The organism is Allobosea sp. Root483D1 (genome assembly GCF_001429505.1).
GTDB lineage: Bacteria > Pseudomonadota > Alphaproteobacteria > Rhizobiales > Beijerinckiaceae > Allobosea.
This window is the reverse complement of record NZ_LMJW01000001.1, coordinates 859,746-881,363: the sequence shown is the minus strand read 5'-3', so window position 1 is coordinate 881,363 and position 21,618 is coordinate 859,746. Positions and strand designations below refer to the sequence as shown.

Sequence of the window (21,618 nt, the reverse complement as noted above, 5' to 3'; positions counted from 1 at the left end):
CCACGTCCTCATCCCAGCTTCACGCGTGGATCGATCAGCGCGATGGCGATGTCTGCGATCAGGTTGCCGACCACGACGAAGAGCGCCGTGAACATGATCATCCCCATCAGGATCGGGTATTCCTTCATGTTGAGCGCATCGACGAAGAGGCGGCCCATGCCGGGCCAGCTGAAGATCGTCTCGGCGACGAGCGCGCCCGAGAACAGTGTCGGCAACTGCACGCCGAACAGGGCGACAAGCGGGATCACCGCATTGCGGAAGGCATGGCCGAACAGGACGGCGCGGGTGCTCAGCCCCTTAGAGCGCGCGGTGCGGATATAGTCCTGCTGGATCACGTCGAGGAAGCTGGAGCGGGCGTAGCGGCTCCATTGCGCGACCAGCACGAGGGTGAGCACCATCGCCGGCAGGACGAGATGGCGCAGCAGATCCCAGGGATTGCCTTCCTCGCCGAGCTCGTACATGCCGCCGGAGGGTAGCCAGCGCAGCTCGATGGCGAAGATGTAGATCGCCATCAGCCCGAACCAGAAGGTCGGGAAGGACAGCGCCAGCATGGCGCCGGTGGTCGAGAGGTAGTCGAAGATCGAACCGCGCCTGATCGCGCCGAGCATGCCGATCAGCGTGCCGATCAGCATGGCGAGCGCGAGCGACGTGCCCATCAGGATCATCGTCGCCGGCAGCCGCTCGACGATCACCTCCAGCACCGGCCGCCCGCCGAAGAAGGTGAAGCCCCAGGTGCCGGTCAGCATCGACTTGGCCCAGGTCAGGTATTGGATGTGGACCGGCTGGTCGAGGCCGAGCGCGACGCGGATGCGCTCGATATCGGTGACGGTGATGGTCGGGTTCAGCGTATAGACCGCCAGCGGTCCGCCCGGCGCCAGGTGCATGATGCCGAAGCCGATGATGGAGACGCCGATGACGAGCGGGATCGAGTGGATGATCCGCCAGACGACATAGCTCAGGACGTCCCCGCGCATCGCATCAGCCTCCGTCGAGTGCCTGTTTGAGATCGTCGATCAGGTCCTCGGCGTCTTCCAGGCCGATCGACAGGCGCATCAGGTCCATGGTCACCCCGGTGCCGAGCTTGGCCTCGGGGAAGACCTTGCGGCGCGCCTGCAGCAGGCCGCCGGGATGCATGATCAGGGATTCGACATCGCCCAGGCTGACGGCGCGCGCGATCAGCTTGAGCTTGTCCATCATCGCCATGGCGCCGTCATAGCCGGCATGCAGCTCGAACGACATCATGCCGCTGCCATTGCTCATCTGCTTGCGGGCGATGGCGTTACGCGGATAGCTCTCGAGGAAGGGATAGCGCACGATCCGGACCGCGGGATGAGCGTCGAGCATCTGCGCCACGGCGAGCGCGTTCTCGCTATGCTGGCGCATCCTGACCTTGAGCGTCTTGAGCCCGCGCAGCACGAGGAAGCAGGCCATCGGCGAGAGCGTCGCCCCGGTGAGATAGCGCAGGCCGAGCCCGCGCACCTTGTGCATGGTCTGCGCATCGCCGAGCACGATGCCGCCGAGCAGGTCGCCATGGCCGTTGATGTATTTGGTCAGCGAATGCACGACGATGTCGGCGCCGTGCTCCAGCGGCCGCTGCAGGGCCGGCGAGGCGAAGGTGGAATCGACCACGACGCGCAGGCCGGCCCGGTGCGCGAGTTCGGCGATCGCGGCGATGTCGAGCACTTCGCCGGTCGGGTTGATCGGCGACTCGAAATAGACGAGCCGCGTCTTATCCGTCACCGCGGCCGTCAGGTTGCCGGGCTCCGAGAGGTCGACCTTGACGACCTTGATGCCGAAGCGCGGCAGGCCCTCGCCGGTGAGCGCCGTGGTGTTGTTGTAGAGCGTCTCGTGGACGATGATTTCGTCGCCGGGCGATAGCAGCGAGAAGAAGAGCGAGCTGATCGCGGCCATGCCCGAGGCGGCGGCGACGCCGGCTTCCGCGCCTTCCAGCGAGGCGACGCGCTGCTCCAGCAAGGCTTGCGTCGGATTGTGCTCGCGGCCGTAGAGGAAGCCTTCGACCTCGTCCGCGACCACCGCGTCCGCGGCGGCCACATTCGGGAATGCGAAGGTCGAGGTCATATAGATCGGCGGCGAGACGGAGCCGCGCTCCAGCAGCGGATCGTAACCCTGGTGGATCGAGCGCGTCTGGAAGCCGAGCTGGCGGTTGGGCCGGTGGATGGTCATGGCGCTGGGGTTCCGGTGCTGGCGTCGGAGATCGTCATGCGGCGGCCTCGCCGGCCGGGGTGAAGCGCCAGCCATAGGAGGCGGCTGCGGCGGTGAGCTCGTGGAGCAGCCACTCCGCGAAGGTCGAGCCGACGACCAGCCGGAAGCATGGTGCTTCGCCGCCCGTGCGATGGATCAGGCAGGAGACATGGCCGACCAGCGTCGCGGCGCTGTCGCCCGCCGCGAAGGCCCGCTCGTGCAGGTCGAGCCGGCAGAGCCTGGCGAGCACTGCCCGCGCCTCGGCGCCGGAGATCTCGATCACGCAGCGGCCATGGCTCTGGTCGACCACCGCCGCGATGCCGTTCAGCGTTTGCGCGAGAGTGCCCGGCAGCTCGCCGCGTCGCCCGGCCGGCGCCTCGATCAGCCAGCTTCCGGGCTGGAGCCAGAGTGCGGCCATGTCCGCCGCGGTCGCGGTCCGGCCGGCGTCGGGGAGGGCGAGTGCCAGCGTCTTGGCGATGGCGGCAACAAGCTCGGCCTGCCGGCCCTTGCGTGCGTTCACCTGCACCAGCGTCGCCGGCCGCTCGACGATCGTGAGCGGCGCGTCGCCACTGCGTCCGCCCTGGCGCGGCTGCGAGGCCGGAAAGCGCGAGCGGCGGTCAGGCGCGGACACGGGCGTTCTCCGGATCGACATGGTGCGGGCTGGTGATCGTCACCGCGACGCTCTCCTCGTGCAGCGGCGACACCGCGAAGAGGCGCTGCCCCTTCAGGCTCTCGCCGTTCTCGACCAAAGCGAGGCCGATCCAGCACTTGTGCTCGATCGACTGTGTGACGCTGCTGATCCAGCCGAGGCTCGTGCCCGAGCCGGGCTCGCCGACGATATGGGCGCCGCCGCGCAGGCGCTGCGCGGCATCGACCGGGCGAATGCCGACAAGGCGCGGCCGGCCGGGATCGGCGAGGCCGGGGCGACCGGCGAGGACGCGGCCGATCACATCGCCTGCCTTCTTCATCATTCGGCCCATGCCGAGATCGGCCGCAGTGGTCTGGCCGTTCAGCTCGGGACCGGCGGCATGCCCCTTCTCGACCCGCATCAGGCTCATCGCCTCCAAGCCGTAGGGCACAATGCCGAAGGGCTTGCCCGCCGCAAGGATCGCCTCCCAGACCGTCTCGGCCTGACTGGACGGCACGGCAACCTCATAGGCGAGCTCGCCCGAGAAGCTGATGCGGAACAGGCGGACCGGCACGCCGGCAATCCTGCCCTCGCCGACCGCCATGAACGGAAAGGCCTCGTTGGCGAGTTCTAGCCCCTCGACCGCAGCGGCGAGCGTCTCGCGCGATTTCGGCCCGGCGACCGCCATCTGCGCCCATTGGTCCGAGATCGAGCAGAACTGCACGTCGAGCTCGGGCCAGACCGTCTGGGCATGGAACTCCATATGCTCCAGCACCGGCGCGGCATTGCCGGTCGTCGTCGTCACCACGAAATGGTCCTCGCCGAGCCGCGACGTCGTGCCGTCATCGAAGACGATGCCGTCCTCGCGCAGCATCACGCCATAGCGGCACTTGCCGACCGCGAGCGTCGAGAAATTGTTGATGTAGAGGCGGTCGAGGAAGGTCGCGGCGTCCGGTCCCTGCACGTCGATCTTGCCGAGCGTCGAGACGTCGCAGATGCCGACGGCCGAGCGCACCGCCCGCGCTTCGCGGAAGATCGGTTCCCAGCCGGTCTCGCCCGGCTTGGGATAGAAGAAGGGCCGCAGCCAGGCCCCGGTCGGCTGCATCGCCGCACCGTTGCGCAGGTGCCAGTCATGCAGCGCGGTGCGCCGGATCGGCTGGAAATGCGCGCCGGAGGCATGGCCGGCGAGGGCGCCGACCGCGACCGGCATGGTGTAGGGCCGATGCGTCGGCACGCCGACCGCCTCGACCGGCTCGCCGCGTGCTTCGGCCAGGATCGCCGCGCCGACGAGGCTGCCGAGCTTGCCCTGGTCGGTCGCCATGGCATGCGTCGTATAGCGCTTGGCGTGCTCGATATGGGCGTAGCCCTCGCGATGGGCGAGGCGGATGTCTTCGGTGGTGACGTCGTGCTGCAGGTCGACGAAGCTCTTGCCGTCCGCCTTGACCTCCCAGAATGGCACGAGCGGCTGCTCGCTCCGACCGATATGGGGCAAAGCGAAGCCGGGCTTGCCCTCGAAGCCTGACGCGCTGGCCGCGGCCTCACCCGCCCGGGCGCCGTCATGCGCCGCAGCGCCGATGCCGAAGATGCCGCGCGCCGCGCCGGCTGAGCGTTCCGCCTGCACCGGCTCGCCTGGCACATGGCTCGCGAGTTCGGCGTTCCATTGCGTCTTCGCACCGGACTGGCTGGCGAGCTGGACGTTCGGGTTCCAGCCGCCCGACAGGCAGAGCAGGTCGGCGACGATCGGCTCCCCGATCGAGCTGCCGCGCTGGCGCAGCATCACGCTCTTGCCGTCGAAGCCGGCGACCTCGGTTCCGAGCCGGACCTCAACGCCGCGCGCCGCCACCACGCCGGCAAGCTCGCTTTGCGGCCTCGCATCGGCGAGCGTCACCCGGCCAAGGCCCGCCTCGGCCAAGGCGAGGGCGGTGTCATAGGCGCTGTCATTATTGGTGAAGACGACGGCGTTCTCGCCCGGCGCGACGCCGAAGCGGCGCAGATAGGCCAGCACCGCGCCGGCCATCATCACGCCCGGCCGGTCATTGCCGGGCAGGGCGATCAATCGCTCGCTTGCGCCGGTCGCCAGCACGACCTGCCTTGCTCGGAAGGTCCGGTAGCGCTGGCGGACCTCGTGCTCGCCGGGCTCTCGCCGGTGGTCGGCGACCTGCTCCAGCGCGCCGAGCAAATTGTGGTCGTAATAGCCGAAGACATTGGTGCGCGGCAGGATCTCGACATTCGGCAGCGCCCTGAGCGCGGCGAGCATGTCGGCGTGCCAGGCCTGATGGTCGGGGCAAAGCAGCAGCCCGCCGCCGATCAGGACGTCGCGCTCGCACAGGATGACGCGCGCCCCGGCCTCGCCAGCAGCGCGGGCCGCCGCCAGGCCCGCGGGGCCCGAACCGACCACCAGCACGTCGCAATGGGCGTGCATCGCCTCGTAGTGGTCCGGGTCGGCTTCTGTCGCAGCTCGGCCGAGGCCGGCGGCGCGGCGGATCAGCGGCTCGTAGAGCTTCTCCCAGAAGCGCTTCGGCCACATGAAGGTCTTGTAGTAGAAGCCGGCCGAGAGCGCCTTGCCGGCCAGCGCATTGAGCGCCAACACGTCGAAGGCGAGCGAGGGCCAGCGGTTCTGACTGCGGCTGACGAGGCCGTCATGCAGTTCGATCTCGGTAGCCTTGCTGTTCGGCTCGCGCCTTGCGCCCTCGCGCAGCTCGACCAGCGCGTTCGGCTCGTCGGGGCCGGCGGTCATGATCCCGCGCGGTCGGTGGTATTTGAAGCTGCGGCCGACCAGGCGCACGCCATTGGCGAGGAGGGCCGAGGCGAGTGTATCGCCGGGATGGCCGGAGAGCTCGCGCCCGTCGAAGCTGAAGCGGATGGTCTTGCTGCGGTCGATCAGGCCGCCGCTGGGAAGGCGCCGCGAGGTCATGGCGTCGCCTCCGGCAGCGCATCGGCAGGTCCGACAGACGCCGCGACCGCATGGGTCAGCGTGTTGCGCCGGACCTTCAGCCACTGCCGGCAGCCGGCATAGTGGTGCCACCACTCGTCATGCCAGCCGCGCGGATTGGCCCGCGTGTAGACGTAATCGTAGAAGGCCTGCTCGCCGGCATCCGGTGCCGGCCGCGTCACGGTGGCGTCGCCGCGATAGTGGAACTCGTCCTGGGGGCGTTCGCCGCAATAGGGGCAGGGGATCAGGTGCATCGCCGCCGTCTCACTGCGCCCAGGGATTGGGGCCGGCGCCCCGCTCGTCGATCATGCGCCCGTCGCGGAAGCGCTCGATCGTCAGGTCGGCGTTGAAGGCGTGTGGCGCGTCGTTGGCGATGGTGTGGGCGAAGCACCAGCCCGAGCCGGGCGTGGCCTTGAAGCCGCCATAGCACCAGCCACCGTTGAAATAGAGCCCGTCGACCGGCGTCTTGCAGATGAAGGGCGAGGAATCCATCGTCATGTCCATGATCCCGGCCCATTGCCGGAGCACCCGCAGCCGCGACATCGCCGGGATCATCGATACGGCGGCACCCATCAGGTGCTCGACCAGCGGCAGGTTCCCGCGCTGCGAATAGGAGTTGTAGCCGTCGAGGTCGCCGCCGAAGACGAGGCCGCCCTTGTCCGACTGGCTGATGTAGAAATGCCCGGCGCCGAAGGTGACGACGCAGTCGATCATCGGCTTGATCGCCTCGGAGACGAAGGCCTGCAGCAGATGCGACTCGACCGGCAGCTTGAGGCCCGCCATCGTCGCCAGCCGCGAGGTGTTGCCGGCGACGGCGACGCCGACCTTCTTGGCGCCGATGAAGCCGCGCGTCGTCTCGACGCCGGTGACGCGGCCGCCTTCGCGGCGGATGCCGGTGACCTCGCAATGCTCGATGATGTCGACGCCGCGCCGGTCGGCGGCGCGGGCGAAGCCCCAGACCACGGCGTCGTGCCGGGCCGTGCCGCCGCGCCGCTGCAGGAGCCCGCCGAAGATCGGGAACATCGGATTGTCCATCGCCATGAACGGCGCCATCGCCCTGACCTGCTCGCGGTCGAGCAGCTCGGCATCGACGCCCTGCAGGCGCATCGAGTTGCCGCGCCTGGCGGTGGCGTCGCGCTGCGAATCCGAATGGAACAGGTTGAGCACGCCGCGCTGGCTCATCATGACGTTGTAGTTGAGGTCCTGCTCGAGCCCCTCCCACAGCTTCAGCGACCATTCGTAGAAGCGCGTATTGCTCGGCAAACTGTAATTCGAGCGCACGATCGTGGTGTTGCGGCCGGCATTGCCGAGGCCGATCGGCCCCTTCTCGATCACCGCCACATTGGTGATCCCGTGCACGCTGGCGAGGTAGTGGGCGGTCGCCAGCCCATGGCCGCCACCGCCGACGATGATGACGTCATAGGCCGGCTTCGGCTCCGGCTTGCGCCAGGCCGGCTTCCAGCCGCGATTGCCGGAGAAGCTCTCCGTCAGCAGCCGCCAGGCCGAATAGCGGTCGGCGATAGGTTCAGGCCGCGCAGGCATCGTCACCATCCGTTTGCGGGGGCAGCCAGCCGCGCTCCTCGCGCCAGTCCGGGCCGAGATTGCCGAAGCGCGACAGGCGGAAGCTCGACAGGTCGGCGAAGTCGCAGTGCCCGTCGAGCACGAGCTGCGAGATGGCGCGGCCGGTCGCCGGCGACAGGCCGAAGCCGACGCTAGACATCGTCGCGGCAATGACATTTCCGGCGGTCGGCAGCCAGTCGATCACCGGCCGTCCGTCCGGCGTGTTCTCGATCACGCCGGCCCAGCTGCGGATGACGCGGATATGCGCGGCTTTGGGGAAGAGTTCGGCCAGGCGCTTGGCGACATTGCGGGCGAGCGGGCTCGACGGGCGCGCCGCGATGGCATCGTCCTGCGGCCTCAGCCATTCATGCGGGCCGCCGCCATAGGCGAGGTTGCCGCGCAGCGTCTGGCGGCCATAGAGATGGTTGCCGTCGACGCCGCCGATCGGCATCAGCGGCAGCGGCTCGGTTACGATCATCTCGGCGCGCGCCGGCGTCACCGGCACCTCGCTGTCGAGCAGGGCCGACAATGCCCCGGTCTGCGGTCCGGCCGCCAGCACCAGCGTGTTGCAGGAAAAGCTCCCGGCGCTGGTCTCGACCGCGACGACCTTGTCGCCACGCCGCTCGAACCCGGTCACCGCCGTATGCTGCAGGATGCGTCCGCCGAGATCCTGCAGCGCCCAGGCATAGGCCTGCACTGTCCGCTGCGGATTGGCGTGGCCGCCGCGCTCGAAATAGACGCCGCCGCAGACATTGTCGCCGGCGAGCGGCGCCAGCGCACGCACCTGGCTCGCATCGAGCCATTCGGCCGGAAAGCCCTGGCCGCGCGTGTTGTCGACGCCGATCTTGAACTCTTCCATCTGCGCATCGCTCAAGGCCATGCGGATGCGCTTCGGCTGGTACTCGGTCGGATAGCCGAGCAATTCGTCCATCAGCGGCCAGAGCCGCTGCTCCTCGGCGAAGAGCGGGCTCTGATGGTGTGTCGCTCCGCCGCCATTGCGGCCCGAGGCGCCCCAGCCGACGATGCCCTTCTCGATCAGCAGCACATCGACCCCGGCTCGCGCCAGCCACCAGGCCGTGCTCAGCCCGGTCACGCCGCCGCCGACGATGATGACATCGGCGCCCTTGCGACCATCGCCGACGGTCATGGCCGCTCCTCCGTGCCGGCGGCATCCGACGACAAGGTCCAGAACGGCTCCCACTGGCTGGCGATGCCGAACCAGCCTTCCCAGTTCTGCGTGAGGACATCGGGCTCGTGATCCTCGGCAAAGGCCGAGAGCGGCAAGGGCCGGACCGGCGCGCGATGGCTCGGCAGGGGCATCCGGGCGAGGGGCGTGCCGCTGGCCCTGGCCAGCACCGCGCCGACCTGCTCGCGGCAGCGGCGGCCCTGGCAGGGGCCCATGCCGGCGCGGGTCAACCGCTTGATCTGGTCCTGGCTGATCTGTCCATCTGCGGCGAGTGCTGCGAGATCGTGCGACTTCAGCTCGCCATCCTTGCCTGACAGATAGCGCGGCGGGCGAACGCCGAGCAGGTCCGCCAGGTTGACCTCCTCGCATTGGCACAGATGCGTGTCGGCATCGGCGACCGCCATCGACGCGGCGACCCAGGCGGAGCGCACTGCTTCGACGTCCTCGTCGGCCGGGCCCGGCTCGGCCTCCGGCGTCGGCAGCCATGCCTTGGCGGTGCTGCCGGCAAGCTCGTCGCAGGCTGCAGCCGCGGCGCGAACACCTTCCATCGCGGCGATGGTGGCGTCGCTGGTCTTGCCGGCGAAGAGGCCGGCACAATCCCCAGCGGCGAAGAGGCCGGGAATGGAGGTCCTGCCGTCGGCGTTGAGGAGCGGGACATAGCCGCCGCGATGCGAGGCGAAGGTGATCTCAGCGCCCGCCACATCGAGCAGCTCGATTACGGGGGCTGCACCTGTGGCGAGGACGACGGTATCGCAGGCAAGCTTGCCCGTATCCGCGCTGTCGTTCCCCAGCGTCCGCACGAGCACATGCTCGACGCCGTCAGGCCCGCCGACGGCATGCGAGATCATCGTCCCGGTGAGTACGGGCACTCCTCTTTGGACGAGGTCCGCGCAGCCGGCGGGGTCGCGCAGCACTTCTCCCGCCTCGATCAGCGCGACGATCTTGCGCCCGGCTGCGAGAGCCGCCTGCGCGAACCGGGTCGCTTCCACGCCAGAGCCGAGGATCGCCAGCGCCCGGCCATCGAACGCATCGTAGCGTTGCAGCAGCGCGCTCGCGGCCGTCACTCCCATCACACCGGGCAGCTCCCAGCCGGGAAAGGCGAGCCCGACATCGCGGCGTCCGGTCGCGACGATCGCCGCATCGAAGGAGAGGAACCAGCAGCTCTCGCCATCGCTGAGGCCAGCGACATGGCCGCGCAGCCAGCGCAGGCCGGGACGCTGCGAGAACAGGCCCCAGACGGCAATGCCGAGCCTGACGTCGACGCCTGCCTCGAAGGCTTCGGCGATCCGCCCGTCGGCCGCGGCGATGGTCTCGATCATGCGCGCCTTGTTGCGGGTGGAGCCGCCCATGCGCTGGCCGAAATGATAGGGCACATCGAGGCCCATGAGCGCGTGATCGACAGGGTGCTCATCGACCAGCACGACCTCGACACCGCGCCGGGCGACTTCGAGCGCTGCCGACAGCCCGGCAGGGCCGGCACCGATGACCAACAGACGTGCGTGCTCACGGACGGGCAACGGCTTGCCGGCCGTCGACCGCTCATCCAGGCGGGTCATTCTGGCAGTCTCCCGGCGCCCTCTCGACGGGCGGCGTTTGAAAGGAGGCTAAGGAAGGGCCGGAGTCGTGACTTTCAAAAAAGCGACATCTTTTTCCGATAAGCGACAGAGCTTTCGCGGCACTGCAACATCCGCAGGAGCGGATCTGTCACCGGTGGGCATGGAGCCGGTAACGCAGCGGAGCCTTGCCGAAGGCGGTCCGGAAGCGCGTCGCGAACTGCGCCTGGGACGGGTAGCCGCATTGCACGGCGACGTCCGAGAGCGGAACGTCGGTTTCGACGAGAAGCTTGCGGGCGTGGCGCAGGCGCACGCCGTCATAATAGCGCTTGGGCGACATGCCGAACGCCTCAGTGAAAAGGCGTTCGAGCTGGCGGGTGGAGCAGCCGATGTCGCGGGCGATTTCGGTGATCGGGACCGTTACCTCGATATTGCGCTCCATCAGGGTCACGGCCCTCCGGACGGTCCTCGGTGTCGCCTGCGGACTGCCGGCGGTGCCGCGCTGCTTCTCGTCGGAAGAGCGGATCCGGGCATGGATTAGCAGGTCGGCGACGCTGTCGGCCTGGGCGATGCCGAATTGCACCGCCACGAGATAGAGGATCATGTCGACGACAGCGACGCCGCCCGAGCAGGTGAGCCGGCGCCGGTCGTGCACGAAGATCTCGGAGCGGACCTCCACCAGCGGAAAGGTCGCGGAGAACGATGGCAGGTCGTCCCAGTGGACGGCGCAGCGATAGGAATCGAGCAGTCCGGCGCGGGCCAGTTGCCAGATGCCGGTCGAGATCGCGCCGATGATCGCGCCACGGCTGTCGAGATCCCGCAGCCAGGCCCGCAAAGGGCGCTCATTATAGAGATGGCCGCCGATCCCGCCGCAGACGATGGCGATGTCGACTTCGCCATCATGCGCGCCGGCCAGCGTCTCGTCGGGCAGGATACTGACATGGCTCGAGGCCGCGACCGTTTCGTGCAGCCCGTAGACGGTCCAGCGATAGGCCTCGCGTCCGAGCGCCCGGTTCGCCAGCCGCAACGTATCCACGATGCAGGACAAGGCCAGCAAGGTGAAGTTCGGCAATACGACGATGGCGACGCGGTATTCGCTCTGCATGACTCACCGGCTTTGATCGGCCGCACATCGGAAGACCGGACATCGGCGACCACCCGCTCCGGCGGAACGATGCCAGAGATCGGCCCCGGTGTAGAGCTGCGGTCTCCCGGGTATTGGTGCTGCAATGTCGCTTCGCGCCGACCAGGCGGCTCACCAGCTTGCTGGCGAGACGGAAGCGGAGGTTCTCCGGTATCTGCCGGCTCAGTTCATGTTGTCGCGCAGGAAGATCTCGATGCGGATGCGCTCCTGGTCGGGCAGGATCGGTTCGCCTGAGACCTCTGCCATCAGCACGCGCGCCGCGGAGCGCGCCTCATGGCCCGGATCCTGGTTGATCACCGCGGCGACGGTGCCGGAGAGGAGGCCGCGCCGCGTCGCCTCGGTCAATTCATGCGCGATGAAGACGAGTGGCCTGCCGGCGGCCTCGAGCGCCGCGACGATGCCCTCATTGCCGGCCCCGATATTGTAGAGCCCGATCAGATCGGGGTGCTTGGCGAGGAGCCGGGTCACCGCCGCCGCGTTGCGCTCGCTCTGGTCACGCTCCTCCAGCACGGGCAGCAGGGTCAGCCCTGGGTATTCGCCGGACAGCACCTGCTGGAAGCCGAAGAGCCGCTCGACATGGTCGCGCAGCGACATCGAGCCGAGGATGACGCCAACCGGGCCGCTGCGGCCACCAAGAAAACGCCCCATCAGCGAGGCGCTGGTGCGGCCCGCCGCCGGGTTGTCGATGCCGACATAATGGGCGCGGCGGGAGGTCGGAGCGTCCGAGACCAGCGTGACGACGGGCACGCCGCGCGCCACCAGGTCGTCGATGGCGGCGCGGACCTTGGGATGATCGAGCGCCACCGTGGCGACGCCGTGAAAATGGTCGGCGAGGCCGGACAGCCCGCTCGCCAGCGCCTCGGGATCGAAGACGTCGAGTTGCAGCACGTCGATGAAGGCGTTCTGGGGTTCCAGCCAATCCGAGATGCGGCGCACCTGCTGCATCAGGCCGGCCATGAAGGCGTTGGTGCTGGAGGGCAGGATGAAGGCGAAGCGGAAGGACTGGCCGCGCGCCAGCCGCGCCGCCGCCGGATTGGCCCGGTAGTCGAGCTTGGCGATCGCCCGCCTGACGCTTTCGACGGTCTTGGCGCGGACCCCTTCGCGCTGGTTCACGACCCGGTCGGCCGTGGCGAGCGAGACGCCGGCCTCGCGCGCCACATCCTCCAGTGTCGCCCTCCTGATCGAGGCCCGGCTCTGATCCACCTTGCTCTCCACGAACTCTCCTCGAGCCTGCCCTGCCGGATCGGATTCCACCTTCACCAGCAAAGCAGGCCTTGGCATTGGCTGATGCGCCGAGTCCAGCCGTTCAGACCAAGCCGGGTACGGCAAGTGCTAGCGCGCGGCCCAGAGCAGGCCGCGCGTCATGATGGTGCGGATCTCCGGCACGTCGAGCTCATAGGCCCGGTGCCCGAGCGAGGAATAGAACACCCGCCCCGCCCCGTAGCGCTTGCGCCAGACCACCGGCATCACCACCCCGTCGATCCAGGAGGCGTGCTCGCCGGTGAAGGTCGTGGTCGCCAGCACCTCGTTGGCCGGGTCGACATGCATGTAATACTGCTCCGAGCGGTGCTCGAAGCTGGCGATGCCCTGCATAAGCGGATCGTCGGGCCGGGTGATGTCGACCTTGTAGTCGATGATGCCGCCGGGATGCGCCACCCATTGGCCGCCGCACATGAACTGGTAGTCGACCGCGTCGCGGAACGCGTCGCCCATGCCGCCGTGGTGGCCGGCGAGGCCGACGCCGCCGGCGACCGCCTCGCACAGGGCGGCCGCCTCCGGCTTCTCGATCTTCGACATGGTGTAGATCGGAACGATCAGCGAGTAGTCGCGGATCTCCGGATCGAGGAAGACGGAGGTCGCGGTCTCCACCCGCACGTCGAAGCCCTCCGCCTTCAGCCAGCCCCGGATCATCGAGCTGCAGAGGTCGGGGTCGTGGCCGCTCCAGCCGCCCCAGACGATCAGCGCAGTCTTTGTCATGTCGATCCCCGTTCAATCCAGAGTGCCGGTGGGCAGGCCGGGCGGCAGCATCGCCGGCCGCTCGACCGTGGTTTCAAGCGTGACGCGCCGTCCTTCGTCGGAGGCGGTCTGGAAGGCTTCCATCGCTTCAAGCACATGCAGCGCCAGGGCGCCGCTGGCCCGGTGCGGCCGGCCGGAGATCAGGCCCGCCGCCATGTCGGCAACGCCGATCGAGCGGAACTCGCCCTCGCTGTTGCCGTGGCTGAGGGCTTGGCCCTGCCAGTCACCGCCGGCCTTGGCGACCAGGACCTCGCCGCCGAAGCGGTTCGGGTCGGGCACGGAAAGGCTGCCTTCCGAGCCATAGATCTCGATCGGGCTGTGGCGGTGCTTGGGAACGTCGAAGCTCATGGTGATCGAGACGACCGCGCCCGAGACGAATTCGAGCACACCGGTGACATGGGTCGCGACCTCGACCGGGATCAGCGTGCCGTTCATCGGCTGGCTGGTGACGAGGCGCTCGGCCTTCGGCCGGGTCGCGAAGCCGACGACGGAGGCGATCGGGCCGAGCAGGTTGACCAGGTCGGTGATGTAATAGGGACCCATGTCGAGCATCGGCCCGCCGCCGCGCAGGTAGTAGAAGCCGGGTGCCGGGTGCCAGCGCTCATGGCCGGGGCAGCCGAAGAAGGCGTTGCCGGCGACAGGCCTGCCGATGGCGCCGTCGTCGATCAGCTTGCGCGCGCTCTGGTGCCCGCCGCCGAGGAAGGTGTCGGGGGCCGAGCCGACGCGCAGGCCCTTCTCCTGCGCGAGGTCCATGACCTTGCGGGCCTCGGCGACGTTGACGCCGAGCGGCTTCTCCGAATGGACATGCTTGCCGGCCCGCAGGACCGCGAGGCTGACATCGGTGTGGGCCAGCGGCACGGTCAGGTTGACGACGATCTCGACGTCGTCGCGCTTGAGCAACTGGTCGACCCGCATCGCCGGCACGCCGAACTCGGCGCCGCGCGCTTCGGCCGGAGCGGAACGCATGTCGGCGACGGCACGCAGCTCGATGGTCGAGAACTGCTTCATCGCCGTCATGTATTTCGTCGAGATATTGCCGCATCCGATGATGCCGACGCCGATCTTTCGCATTGAACGCTCCTTGATAGCTGGGATGGGCAGCCGCTCAGCCTTTCACCGCGCCAGCGGTCAGGCCGGCGACGATGTGCTTCTGGGCGACGAGGAAGAGGAGGACGGTGGGCAGGATGGTCAGGGTGATGAAGGCGAGGATCAGGTGCCACTCGGTCGAGTATTCGCCCTGGTAGACCATGATGCCGAGCGGCCAGGGGTAGAGGCTGTCGCTGTTGAGCATCACCAAAGGGATCAGATACGAATTCCAGCTGTGCACGAAGGTGATGGTGCCGACCGTCGCCAGGATCGGGCGCGACAGCGGCAGCGTCACGTAGCGGAAGAACTTGGGATAGGAGCAGCCGTCGACCAGTGCGGCCTCCAGCAGCTCCGTCGGCAGGTCCTTGAAGAAGCGCCGCAGCAGCAGGATGCTCATCGCCAGCGCGAAGGCGACCTGGGGCAGGACGACGCCGAGATAGCTGTCGAGCAGGCCGAGATCGCGAACCTTGATGAACATCGGCAGGATCGCCGTCGCCGCCGGAAAGAGCAGCCCCATCGTCAGGTAGTTCAGCAGCATGTCACGGCCGAAGAAGTGCAGATGGGCGAAGACGAAGGCGGCCATCGCAGCGGCGATCAGCGTCAGCACCACGGTCAGCGTGGCGATGACGAAGGAGTTGCCCAGCAGCTGCCAGTAGCGCCGGGAGAGCAGGATGTCGGTGTAGTTGCTCCATTCCCAGACGCTGGGCAGCCCGAACGGGTTGGTTCGCAGCTCGCCCAGCGACTTGAAGCCGCCAAGGACCGTCGCAATCAGCGGTGTCGTCACGAACAGGACAACAGCGAGCAGATAGAGCGCCTTGCTGATCGCGGCCGGGCTGAAGCCGTCATCGCTGAAGGGGGCGGACGTGGCGGGCTCACTCATCGCGCATGATCCAGCGCTTGTAGGTGAACGCGAACACCACGCAGATCAGGAACAGGATAACGCCGACGGCACTGCCGAAGCCGACGCGCATGCGCGTGATCCCGAAGGTGTAGAGGAAGCTCACCATGGTATGGGACGAGTCCGAGGGCCCGCCGCGCGTCAGCGGCATCACCAGGTCGAAGAGCTGAAGCGAGCCGACGATGGCGAAGAAGGCCGAAAGCCTGATGGTCGGCGACAGAGCCGGGATGACGACATAGCGCAGGCTCTGCCAGCGGCTGGCGCCATCGATCCGGGCCGCCTCCAGCATCGAGCGATCGAGGCTCTGGAGCGCCGCGATGAACAGCATCATGTGGAAGCCGAAATACTTCCACACGACGACCACGAGGATGGCGGCGAAGGCCGTCTGCGGGCTGGCCAGCAGATGCGGCGCCTGCGCTCCGAAGCTCTTGTAGATCGCCGCCAGCAGGCCGTAATCGCCGTCATAGACGAAGCTGAAGATCAGGCCGGTGGCGATCTCCGCCAGGATATAGGGCAGGAAGAACACCATCCGCAGCACCACCGCGCCGCGGAACCGGTCGGCCAGGATGATCGCGAGCGACAGGGCCAGCGGCAGCTGGATCACCAGCGAGACGACGATGATCAAGAGATTGTTTTTGAAGGCGGTGCCGAAGGCGCGGTTGTCGAAGACGAAGCGGTAGTTGTCGAGGCCGATCCAGTTGGTCGGCGAGCCGAAGCCGTTCCAGTTGAAGCCCGAATACCAGGCCGCTTCGCCGACCGGCAGCACCACGAACAGCGTGAACAGCAGCAGCGCCGGCGGCAGGAACAGCAGGATGGTCGAGAGCTTGCCGATATCGGCGCCTCTGCGCCCGGCGAGAGCAGCCATGTTCACCTCGCGCGATGACGGGACGGGCAGGGGAGGTCGGCCGGCGGGAGGTGCCCGCCGCCTGACGCTTCCATTGGCAAGGGGTGCGTGTCTTGCCCCTTGGATTGTCGCTCGCCGTCAATTGCCCTGGCGGAAAGCGTCCTGGATGGCCTTGGCGGCTTGTTTCGGCGTCATCGTGCCGGCGGCGATCTCGGTGGTCGCGTCGTTCACGACACGGCCGACCGACGGGCCGAGATCCTGGTCGTAGAAGTTCTGGTGATAGGTCGAGTTGGCGATGTTCTGGGCGATGTTGCGCATGAAGGCGCTGCCGAGGCCGGCCTCGGCGCCCTTGTAGACGGGCACGATGAAGTTGCCGGCGGCGAGGCGCTTCTGCGGCTCGGCGTTGACGAAGTATTTGAGGAAGGCGACCGCCTCTTTCGGCGCGCCCTTGGTGACGAGCCAGCCATTGATCCCGCCGAGCGTGTCGTTTGGCAGGCCCTTTCCGCCGGACACAGCCGGGAAGTTGATCCAGGCCAGCTTGTCGTCGGGGATCCCGGTCTTGTCGACCGCGAAGACCTTCTGGGTGTGGTAGAAGCTTGAGATGGCGAGCAGCATCGCCGCCTTGCCGTCACCGAAATGGCCGATCGCCTGCTGGCTCTTGAAGCCGAGGAAGCCGTTCTGGAAGGGCTGGAGGTCGACGAGCTGCTTGAAGAGCTCGCCCGATTTCTGGAAGGTTTCACCCTCGAAGCCGCCATCCTGTCCCTTCAGCGCCGCCTGCATCGCCGCCTTGCCGCCGAGGCGCACGGCCAGGTGAGTCCAGTAGAAATGGACCGGCCACTTGTCGGCGCCGCCGACCGCGAGCGGCGTGATGCCGGCGGCCTTGAGCTTCTTCACTGCGTCGAGGAGGTCGTCATAGCTCGCGATCTTGGCGGCATCGACGCCGGCCTTGCCCAAGAGGTCCTTGTTGGCCATGAAGCCGACCTGCGACACACCATAGGGCACGCCGTGGATCTTGCCATTGACTGTGAAGGCGTCGACCGCGCTGGCGGAGAGATTGTCCTTGTAACCCTGCATGGCCGGGGTGATGTCTTCGAGAACGCCGGCCTCGACCTGTGACTTCAGCACGCCGCCGGCCCAGCTGTAGATGATGTGCGGTCGATCCTTCGACTGCAGCAGCGTCGGCGCTTTGGCCTTGTAGGCCTCGTTTTCCAGATACTGCATCTCGACCTTCACGCCGGGATTCTTCGCCTCGAAGTCGCGTACAACCTCGTCCCAGATCTTCACCACGACGGGATTGGCCTCGATATGCAGCCATTTGACCGTGGTCTGGGCCATGGCGGCGCCGCTGCTGAGGGCGAGAGCGGCGACACCGGCGAGCAGGCGCTTGAAGCGAGCCATTGGAGTTCCTCCCGAGTTTCGGCCGCTGACGGGCCGTTGATTGCCTGAACGCTAACCTCAGAATTTGAGGTGCGCAACTCAAATTCTGATGCTATTCGAATCTGCGAAGGCCGCGACGGATGCGCGGCATGATGAGGGAGGCGATCTTGGCGGGGGCGATTTATCCCGATCTCGCGGGCAAGGTGGTGCTGGTCACGGGCGGTGGCTCGGGGATCGGCGAGGCGATCGTCCGTGCCTTTGTCCGGCAGGGCGCAAAGGTCGGCTTCATCGACCTGAAGGACGCGGAGTCCCGCGCGATCGCGGCGGAAGTCGCTGCAGGTGGGGCGAGCGTGCATTTCGAGCATGCCGACCTGACCGACATCGCCGCGCTGCGCCAGGCGATCGCCGCGATACGCGCTGCGCTCGGGCCGGTCGATGTCCTCATCAACAACGCCGCGCACGACCAGCGCCATGATGCGCTCGAGGTCACCCCCGAATACTGGGACGAGCGCATGGCGGTGAACCTGAAGCACCAGTTCTTCGCGGCACAAGCCGTGCTGCCCGACATGATCGCCAGCAAGCACGGCGCGATCATCAATTTCGGCTCGACCTCGTGGATGATCGGCCAGGGCGGCATGGTGGCCTATACGGCGGCGAAATCGGCGGTGCTCGGGCTGACGCGCTCGCTGGCCCGCGATTTCGGCGAGCACAACATCCGTGTCAATGCCATCGCGCCGGGCTGGATCATGACCCAGCGCCAGATCGACCTTTGGCTCACGCCCGAGAGCGAGGCCGAACTGATGCGCCGCCAATGCCTGAAGCGGCGGCTGGTGCCCGAAGACGTCGCGCGCGCGACCTTGTTCTTTGCCTCGGAGGAGGCCGGCGCCTGCACCAATCAGCACTACGTCGTTGACGGCGGCTGGGTTTGAGTCTTGGCGCGCGGTGCGGGGCCGTCAAAGCGACCCCGGGCGGGCCGATCCCGTCTACCTGCTACCGCTGCCGGAATTAGCGAGCAGCACCTGCCTGACGTTCTCGAGATGCCTGACGATCTCCGCGCCTCAGGTCCGCAGCACGATCTTGGCGGCGGCGGTCGCGCCGGAATCGAGCGCGCGGAAGGCATCATCGCCCTCGGACAGTGCGCGCTCCTCGGTCCAGGCGAGGGCGCCGAGGCGGCCGGCGACCAGGGCGCCGACCGTGTCGGTGAAATCCGTCGGAGTGTAGCAATAGGAGCCGCTCAGGGTGATCTCCTGCAGCGTGATCTTGCGGATGTCGAGCCCCTCGGTTCCGGGCAGCAGGCCGATATGGACGATCACGCCGCCAGGACGGACGATGCGGCAGGCGGCGGCGCGGGTGGCGTCGGCGCCGACGGCATCGAGGACGAGGTCGATGCTGCTCTCGGCGGGTTCGGCCGTGTCGCCCGGGGTGTAAACGCCGATCCCCGGCTCGGCATCCAGCGTCCTGCGCCGGAGCGGGTTGGTTTCCGCGACCATGATCTCGCCGGCGCCGAAGCGCCGCGCCACCAGCGCACAGGCGAGGCCGATCGCGCCGCCGCCGAGCACCACGACGCGGGCCGAGGCCAGCGGGCGGTGCAGCTTCTCCAAGCCGATCCGCACGGCATGCCAGGCGACGGCGATGGGTTCCGCCAGCGCGGCATGCTCGATCGGGAGCGAATCCGGGATCGGCACGACATTGCGCTCGGGGATGCGCACCAATTCGGCGAAGGCGCCCGGCCGGGGCGGCATCGAGATGATCTGGCGCGTCGGCGAGAGATGCCAGCGCCCCTCGACCGCATAGGGGCAGGCCGGATCGACCACCAGCGGGTTGATCGTTACCCGCTCGGCGTTGCGCTGCCCGCCGACGATACGGCCGGCCGCCTCGTGACCAAGGATCAGCGGCGGCGGGCGACGCGCATCGAAGCCGTGATAGGCGTGCATGTCGGAGCCGCAGATGCCGACCGCCTCGACGCGGACGAGCAGTTCGCCCGACTGGGGCTCGGGGCTCGGCTCGTCGCGAAAGACGAGCTGGTTCGGGCCGGTATAGACGAGCGCCTTCATCGCGGCGGCATCCTCATTTCGCGGTGAAGCCGCCATCGACGGCAAGCGTCTGGCCGGTGATATAGGCTGAAGCTGGCGAGGCCAGGAACACGGTCGCGCCAATGAGGTCATCGAGCTCGCCATTGCGGCCGATCGCCGTCTGTGCGGCGTTCCGCGCCGCACGCTCGGGATCGCCGAAGACCGGCGCTGTCAGCGGCGTCGGAAAGAAACCGGGCGCGATCGCATTGCAGGTGACGCCATGGCGCGACCAGGCTTCCGCGGTCGCCCGCGTGAGCTGGAGCACGCCGCCCTTGGCGGCGCCATAGGGCGCGCTGTCGGCAAAGGCGCGCCAGCTCTGCAGCGAGGCGATGTTGATGATCCGGCCATGACCGCGCTCTGCCATGGCGGGGGCGAAGCGCTGCGTCAGCAGGAAGGGCGCGCGCAAATGCACGGCCATGTGTAGGTCGAACGCCTCGGCGCTGACCGCATCGAAGGCCTGGCGCAGATTGATCCCGGCCGCGTTGACGAGGATGTCGATGTCGAGCTTCTCACGCGCACAGGCTTCCGCGAGCTCAGCCGCCACCTCCGGCAGGGCGAGGTCGGCGGTGAACCAGCGCGCGTCGATGCCATCGGCTTGGAGTTGCGCAGCCGCCTGGATCAGCTCGCCCTCGCGCCGCGCCACCAGCACGAGGCGGGCGCCGGCGAGGCCGAGCCCGCGCGCCATGGCGAGCCCGATGCCGCTATTGCCGCCGGTGACGAGCGCGGTGCGGCCGGTCAGGTCGAACAGGGAGGCGAGGCGGAACATGCTCACGCCTCGACCGGGCGGCCGAGATCGGCGTTCGAGCCGGGAGCGTACTTCTCCATGCGCACATCGCTGGTGCGGGCATGGGCCTCCATGCCCTCCAGCCGCGAGATGCGGGCCGAAACCGGGGCGATGCGCTGGCAGGCGTCGCGGTCCATGCGCTGCCAGGTCAGCGGCTTCAGGAACTTGTGCACCGAGAGCCCGGCCGAATAACGCGCCGCGAACTTGGTCGGCAGGATATGGTTGGGGCCGGAGACCTTGTCGCCGAAGGCGACATTGGTCTCCTCGCCGAGGAAGAGCGAGCCGTAATTGCTCAAGCGCTCATGCCACCAGCCGAGCTCGGCGCAATGCACTTCGAGATGCTCGCTGGCATAGCGATCGGAGACCTCGACGATCTCCTCGCGCGTGTCGCAGAGGACGATCTCGCCATAGTCGCGCCAGGCGGCGCCGGCTGCGTCGCGGGCGGTGGCGGGCAGGGTGGCGATCAGCTCAGGCATCAGCCGGGCGACCTCGTCGGCGAGGCGCCGGGAACTGGTGATCAGCCAGGCCGGGCTCTCATGGCCATGCTCGGCCTGCCCGACCAGATCGCTCGCGACGATCAGCGCATCGGCGCTGTCGTCGGCGATGACCGCGACCTCGGACGGGCCGGCGAAGACATCGATGCCGACCTTGCCGAACAGCATGCGCTTGGCCTCGGCGACGAACTTGTTGCCCGGGCCGACGATGATGTCGGCCGGCTTGCCGGTGAAGAGCCCGTAGGTCATCGCCGCGATCGCCTGCACGCCGCCGAGGCACATGATCACGTCGGCGCCGGCGATGGTCATGGCGTAGAGCACATGCGGGTGGATGTTGTCGCCGCGATAGGGAGCCGAGCAGGCGACCACGGTCTTGACGCCGGCGGCCTTGGCGGTCGCGATCGACATATAGGCCGAGGCGATATGGGCGTAGCGCCCGGTCGGCACATAGCAGCCGGCGGTGTTCACCGGCACCAGCTTCTGGCCGAGCCGGAGCCCGGGCGAGAGTTCGAGCGAGAAATCCCTGACCGAATCCCGCTGCGCCTCGGCGAAGCGGCGGACCTGCCGGGCGGCGAAATCGATATCGTCCTTCACCGCCTGTGGGATGTCGCGGATGCGCGCCGCGATCGTTTCCTGGTCCAGGACGATCGGGCCGTTCCAGCGGTCGAGCTTGAGGGCGTAGTCGCGCACGGCCGCTTCGCCGCCGGCTTCGATCGCCGCGAGCATCTCGCTCACGACCGTGCGCGCCGCATCGGTCTCCGTCTCCGGGGTCTTGGACGCTGTCTTGAGATAGGTGATGGCCATGGTTGGGATCCGGCGCGCATACGGGGTGGGCGGGTGGC

General features: G+C 68.1%; 19 protein-coding genes. 1 reads left to right on the top strand and 18 read right to left on the bottom strand.

What is annotated here, in order from left to right; genetic code table 11:
- Nucleotides 1-8: 8 nt before the first annotated feature.
- The 15 genes from ASE66_RS04195 to ASE66_RS04125 form a co-directional block, all read right to left on the bottom strand.
- Nucleotides 9-974: an ABC transporter permease gene (locus ASE66_RS04195; protein WP_057188272.1), complete on the bottom strand. Its 966-nt coding sequence runs from the start codon at nucleotides 972-974 to the stop codon at nucleotides 9-11.
- A 4-nt stretch (nucleotides 975-978) separates the two neighbouring features.
- On the bottom strand, nucleotides 979-2,184 hold the full coding sequence (locus ASE66_RS04190) for a trans-sulfuration enzyme family protein (RefSeq protein WP_057188271.1): 1,206 nt from the start codon (nucleotides 2,182-2,184) through the stop codon (nucleotides 979-981).
- Nucleotides 2,185-2,218: 34 nt separating this feature from the next.
- A complete protein-coding gene (locus tag ASE66_RS04185; RefSeq protein WP_057188270.1) occupies nucleotides 2,219-2,833 on the bottom strand; it encodes a sarcosine oxidase subunit gamma in 615 nt (204 codons plus the stop codon).
- Nucleotides 2,820-5,744, bottom strand: a complete 2,925-nt coding sequence (locus ASE66_RS04180; RefSeq protein ID WP_057188269.1) for a sarcosine oxidase subunit alpha family protein — start codon at nucleotides 5,742-5,744, stop codon at nucleotides 2,820-2,822. The genes ASE66_RS04185 and ASE66_RS04180 overlap by 14 nt, the downstream gene beginning before the upstream one ends.
- The gene (locus ASE66_RS04175; RefSeq protein ID WP_057188268.1) at nucleotides 5,741-6,016 is read right to left on the bottom strand and encodes a sarcosine oxidase subunit delta; all 276 of its coding nucleotides are present in this window, start codon (nucleotides 6,014-6,016) and stop codon (nucleotides 5,741-5,743) included. Before ASE66_RS04175 ends, ASE66_RS04180 begins: the two co-directional genes overlap by 4 nt.
- 10 nt (nucleotides 6,017-6,026) lie before the next feature.
- Nucleotides 6,027-7,304, bottom strand: coding sequence for a sarcosine oxidase subunit beta family protein (locus ASE66_RS04170; protein ID WP_057188693.1), 1,278 nt, complete (start codon nucleotides 7,302-7,304; stop codon nucleotides 6,027-6,029).
- On the bottom strand, nucleotides 7,288-8,469 hold the full coding sequence (locus tag ASE66_RS04165) for an NAD(P)/FAD-dependent oxidoreductase (protein ID WP_057188267.1): 1,182 nt from the start codon (nucleotides 8,467-8,469) through the stop codon (nucleotides 7,288-7,290). The genes ASE66_RS04170 and ASE66_RS04165 overlap by 17 nt, the downstream gene beginning before the upstream one ends.
- Nucleotides 8,466-10,064 (bottom strand): FAD-dependent oxidoreductase, encoded by a 1,599-nt coding sequence (locus tag ASE66_RS04160; RefSeq protein ID WP_057188266.1) that lies wholly within the window; start codon nucleotides 10,062-10,064, stop codon nucleotides 8,466-8,468. Before ASE66_RS04160 ends, ASE66_RS04165 begins: the two co-directional genes overlap by 4 nt.
- Nucleotides 10,065-10,212: 148 nt before the next feature.
- The gene (locus ASE66_RS04155; protein WP_057188265.1) at nucleotides 10,213-11,166 is read right to left on the bottom strand and encodes a GlxA family transcriptional regulator; all 954 of its coding nucleotides are present in this window, start codon (nucleotides 11,164-11,166) and stop codon (nucleotides 10,213-10,215) included.
- Nucleotides 11,167-11,367: 201 nt separating this feature from the next.
- Nucleotides 11,368-12,408 (bottom strand): LacI family DNA-binding transcriptional regulator, encoded by a 1,041-nt coding sequence (locus ASE66_RS04150; RefSeq protein WP_244494789.1) that lies wholly within the window; start codon nucleotides 12,406-12,408, stop codon nucleotides 11,368-11,370.
- Between the two features lie 129 nt (nucleotides 12,409-12,537).
- Nucleotides 12,538-13,182 carry a ThuA domain-containing protein gene (locus tag ASE66_RS04145; protein ID WP_057188264.1) on the bottom strand — a complete coding sequence of 215 codons (645 nt, stop codon included), beginning with the start codon at nucleotides 13,180-13,182 and terminating at the stop codon, nucleotides 12,538-12,540.
- A gap of 12 nt (nucleotides 13,183-13,194) precedes the next feature.
- Complete coding sequence (locus tag ASE66_RS04140) at nucleotides 13,195-14,292, bottom strand: Gfo/Idh/MocA family protein (RefSeq protein WP_057188263.1); 1,098 nt, start codon at nucleotides 14,290-14,292, stop codon at nucleotides 13,195-13,197.
- Between the two features lie 34 nt (nucleotides 14,293-14,326).
- Nucleotides 14,327-15,187, bottom strand: a complete 861-nt coding sequence (locus tag ASE66_RS04135; protein WP_057188262.1) for a carbohydrate ABC transporter permease — start codon at nucleotides 15,185-15,187, stop codon at nucleotides 14,327-14,329.
- Nucleotides 15,180-16,070: a carbohydrate ABC transporter permease gene (locus ASE66_RS04130; protein WP_057188261.1), complete on the bottom strand. Its 891-nt coding sequence runs from the start codon at nucleotides 16,068-16,070 to the stop codon at nucleotides 15,180-15,182. Before ASE66_RS04130 ends, ASE66_RS04135 begins: the two co-directional genes overlap by 8 nt.
- 117 nt (nucleotides 16,071-16,187) lie before the next feature.
- Nucleotides 16,188-17,447: an extracellular solute-binding protein gene (locus tag ASE66_RS04125; RefSeq protein ID WP_057188260.1), complete on the bottom strand. Its 1,260-nt coding sequence runs from the start codon at nucleotides 17,445-17,447 to the stop codon at nucleotides 16,188-16,190.
- 131 nt (nucleotides 17,448-17,578) lie between these two features.
- On the opposite strand from ASE66_RS04125, the gene ASE66_RS04120 reads away from it, so the two are divergent.
- Nucleotides 17,579-18,355: an SDR family NAD(P)-dependent oxidoreductase gene (locus tag ASE66_RS04120; RefSeq protein WP_057188691.1), complete on the top strand. Its 777-nt coding sequence runs from the start codon at nucleotides 17,579-17,581 to the stop codon at nucleotides 18,353-18,355.
- A 129-nt stretch (nucleotides 18,356-18,484) separates the two neighbouring features.
- On the opposite strand, the gene ASE66_RS04115 is transcribed toward ASE66_RS04120, so the two are convergent.
- Genes ASE66_RS04115 through hisD form a run of 3 tightly spaced genes read right to left on the bottom strand, consistent with a single transcriptional unit; the run spans nucleotide 18,485 to nucleotide 21,580 of the window.
- On the bottom strand, nucleotides 18,485-19,480 hold the full coding sequence (locus tag ASE66_RS04115) for a zinc-dependent alcohol dehydrogenase (RefSeq protein WP_057188259.1): 996 nt from the start codon (nucleotides 19,478-19,480) through the stop codon (nucleotides 18,485-18,487).
- 13 nt (nucleotides 19,481-19,493) lie between these two features.
- Entirely contained in the window at nucleotides 19,494-20,264 is a 771-nt protein-coding gene (locus ASE66_RS04110) for an SDR family NAD(P)-dependent oxidoreductase (protein ID WP_057188258.1), read from the bottom strand.
- 2 nt (nucleotides 20,265-20,266) lie between these two features.
- Nucleotides 20,267-21,580, bottom strand: coding sequence for a histidinol dehydrogenase (hisD, locus tag ASE66_RS04105; RefSeq protein WP_057188257.1), 1,314 nt, complete (start codon nucleotides 21,578-21,580; stop codon nucleotides 20,267-20,269).
- Between the last annotated feature and the right edge of the window lie 38 nt (nucleotides 21,581-21,618).

What these genes read in the sequence shown, in the direction of transcription:
- ASE66_RS04175 (WP_057188268.1), bottom strand. Translation starts at nt 6,016, where the DNA reads ATGCACCTGATCCCCTGCCCCTATTGCGGCGAACGCCCCCAGGACGAG.
- ASE66_RS04160 (WP_057188266.1), bottom strand. Translation starts at nt 10,064, where the DNA reads ATGACCCGCCTGGATGAGCGGTCGACGGCCGGCAAGCCGTTGCCCGTC.
- ASE66_RS04135 (WP_057188262.1), bottom strand. Translation starts at nt 15,187, where the DNA reads ATGAGTGAGCCCGCCACGTCCGCCCCCTTCAGCGATGACGGCTTCAGC.
- ASE66_RS04120 (WP_057188691.1), top strand. Translation starts at nt 17,579, where the DNA reads ATGAGGGAGGCGATCTTGGCGGGGGCGATTTATCCCGATCTCGCGGGC.
- ASE66_RS04145 (WP_057188264.1), bottom strand. Translation starts at nt 13,182, where the DNA reads ATGACAAAGACTGCGCTGATCGTCTGGGGCGGCTGGAGCGGCCACGAC.
- ASE66_RS04180 (WP_057188269.1), bottom strand. Translation starts at nt 5,744, where the DNA reads ATGACCTCGCGGCGCCTTCCCAGCGGCGGCCTGATCGACCGCAGCAAG.
- ASE66_RS04110 (WP_057188258.1), bottom strand. Translation starts at nt 20,264, where the DNA reads ATGTTCCGCCTCGCCTCCCTGTTCGACCTGACCGGCCGCACCGCGCTC.
- ASE66_RS04190 (WP_057188271.1), bottom strand. Translation starts at nt 2,184, where the DNA reads ATGACCATCCACCGGCCCAACCGCCAGCTCGGCTTCCAGACGCGCTCG.
- ASE66_RS04155 (WP_057188265.1), bottom strand. Translation starts at nt 11,166, where the DNA reads ATGCAGAGCGAATACCGCGTCGCCATCGTCGTATTGCCGAACTTCACC.
- ASE66_RS04170 (WP_057188693.1), bottom strand. Translation starts at nt 7,304, where the DNA reads ATGCCTGCGCGGCCTGAACCTATCGCCGACCGCTATTCGGCCTGGCGG.
- ASE66_RS04140 (WP_057188263.1), bottom strand. Translation starts at nt 14,292, where the DNA reads ATGCGAAAGATCGGCGTCGGCATCATCGGATGCGGCAATATCTCGACG.
- ASE66_RS04125 (WP_057188260.1), bottom strand. Translation starts at nt 17,447, where the DNA reads ATGGCTCGCTTCAAGCGCCTGCTCGCCGGTGTCGCCGCTCTCGCCCTC.
- hisD (WP_057188257.1), bottom strand. Translation starts at nt 21,580, where the DNA reads ATGGCCATCACCTATCTCAAGACAGCGTCCAAGACCCCGGAGACGGAG.
- ASE66_RS04195 (WP_057188272.1), bottom strand. Translation starts at nt 974, where the DNA reads ATGCGCGGGGACGTCCTGAGCTATGTCGTCTGGCGGATCATCCACTCG.
- ASE66_RS04165 (WP_057188267.1), bottom strand. Translation starts at nt 8,469, where the DNA reads ATGACCGTCGGCGATGGTCGCAAGGGCGCCGATGTCATCATCGTCGGC.
- ASE66_RS04115 (WP_057188259.1), bottom strand. Translation starts at nt 19,480, where the DNA reads ATGAAGGCGCTCGTCTATACCGGCCCGAACCAGCTCGTCTTTCGCGAC.
- ASE66_RS04130 (WP_057188261.1), bottom strand. Translation starts at nt 16,070, where the DNA reads ATGGCTGCTCTCGCCGGGCGCAGAGGCGCCGATATCGGCAAGCTCTCG.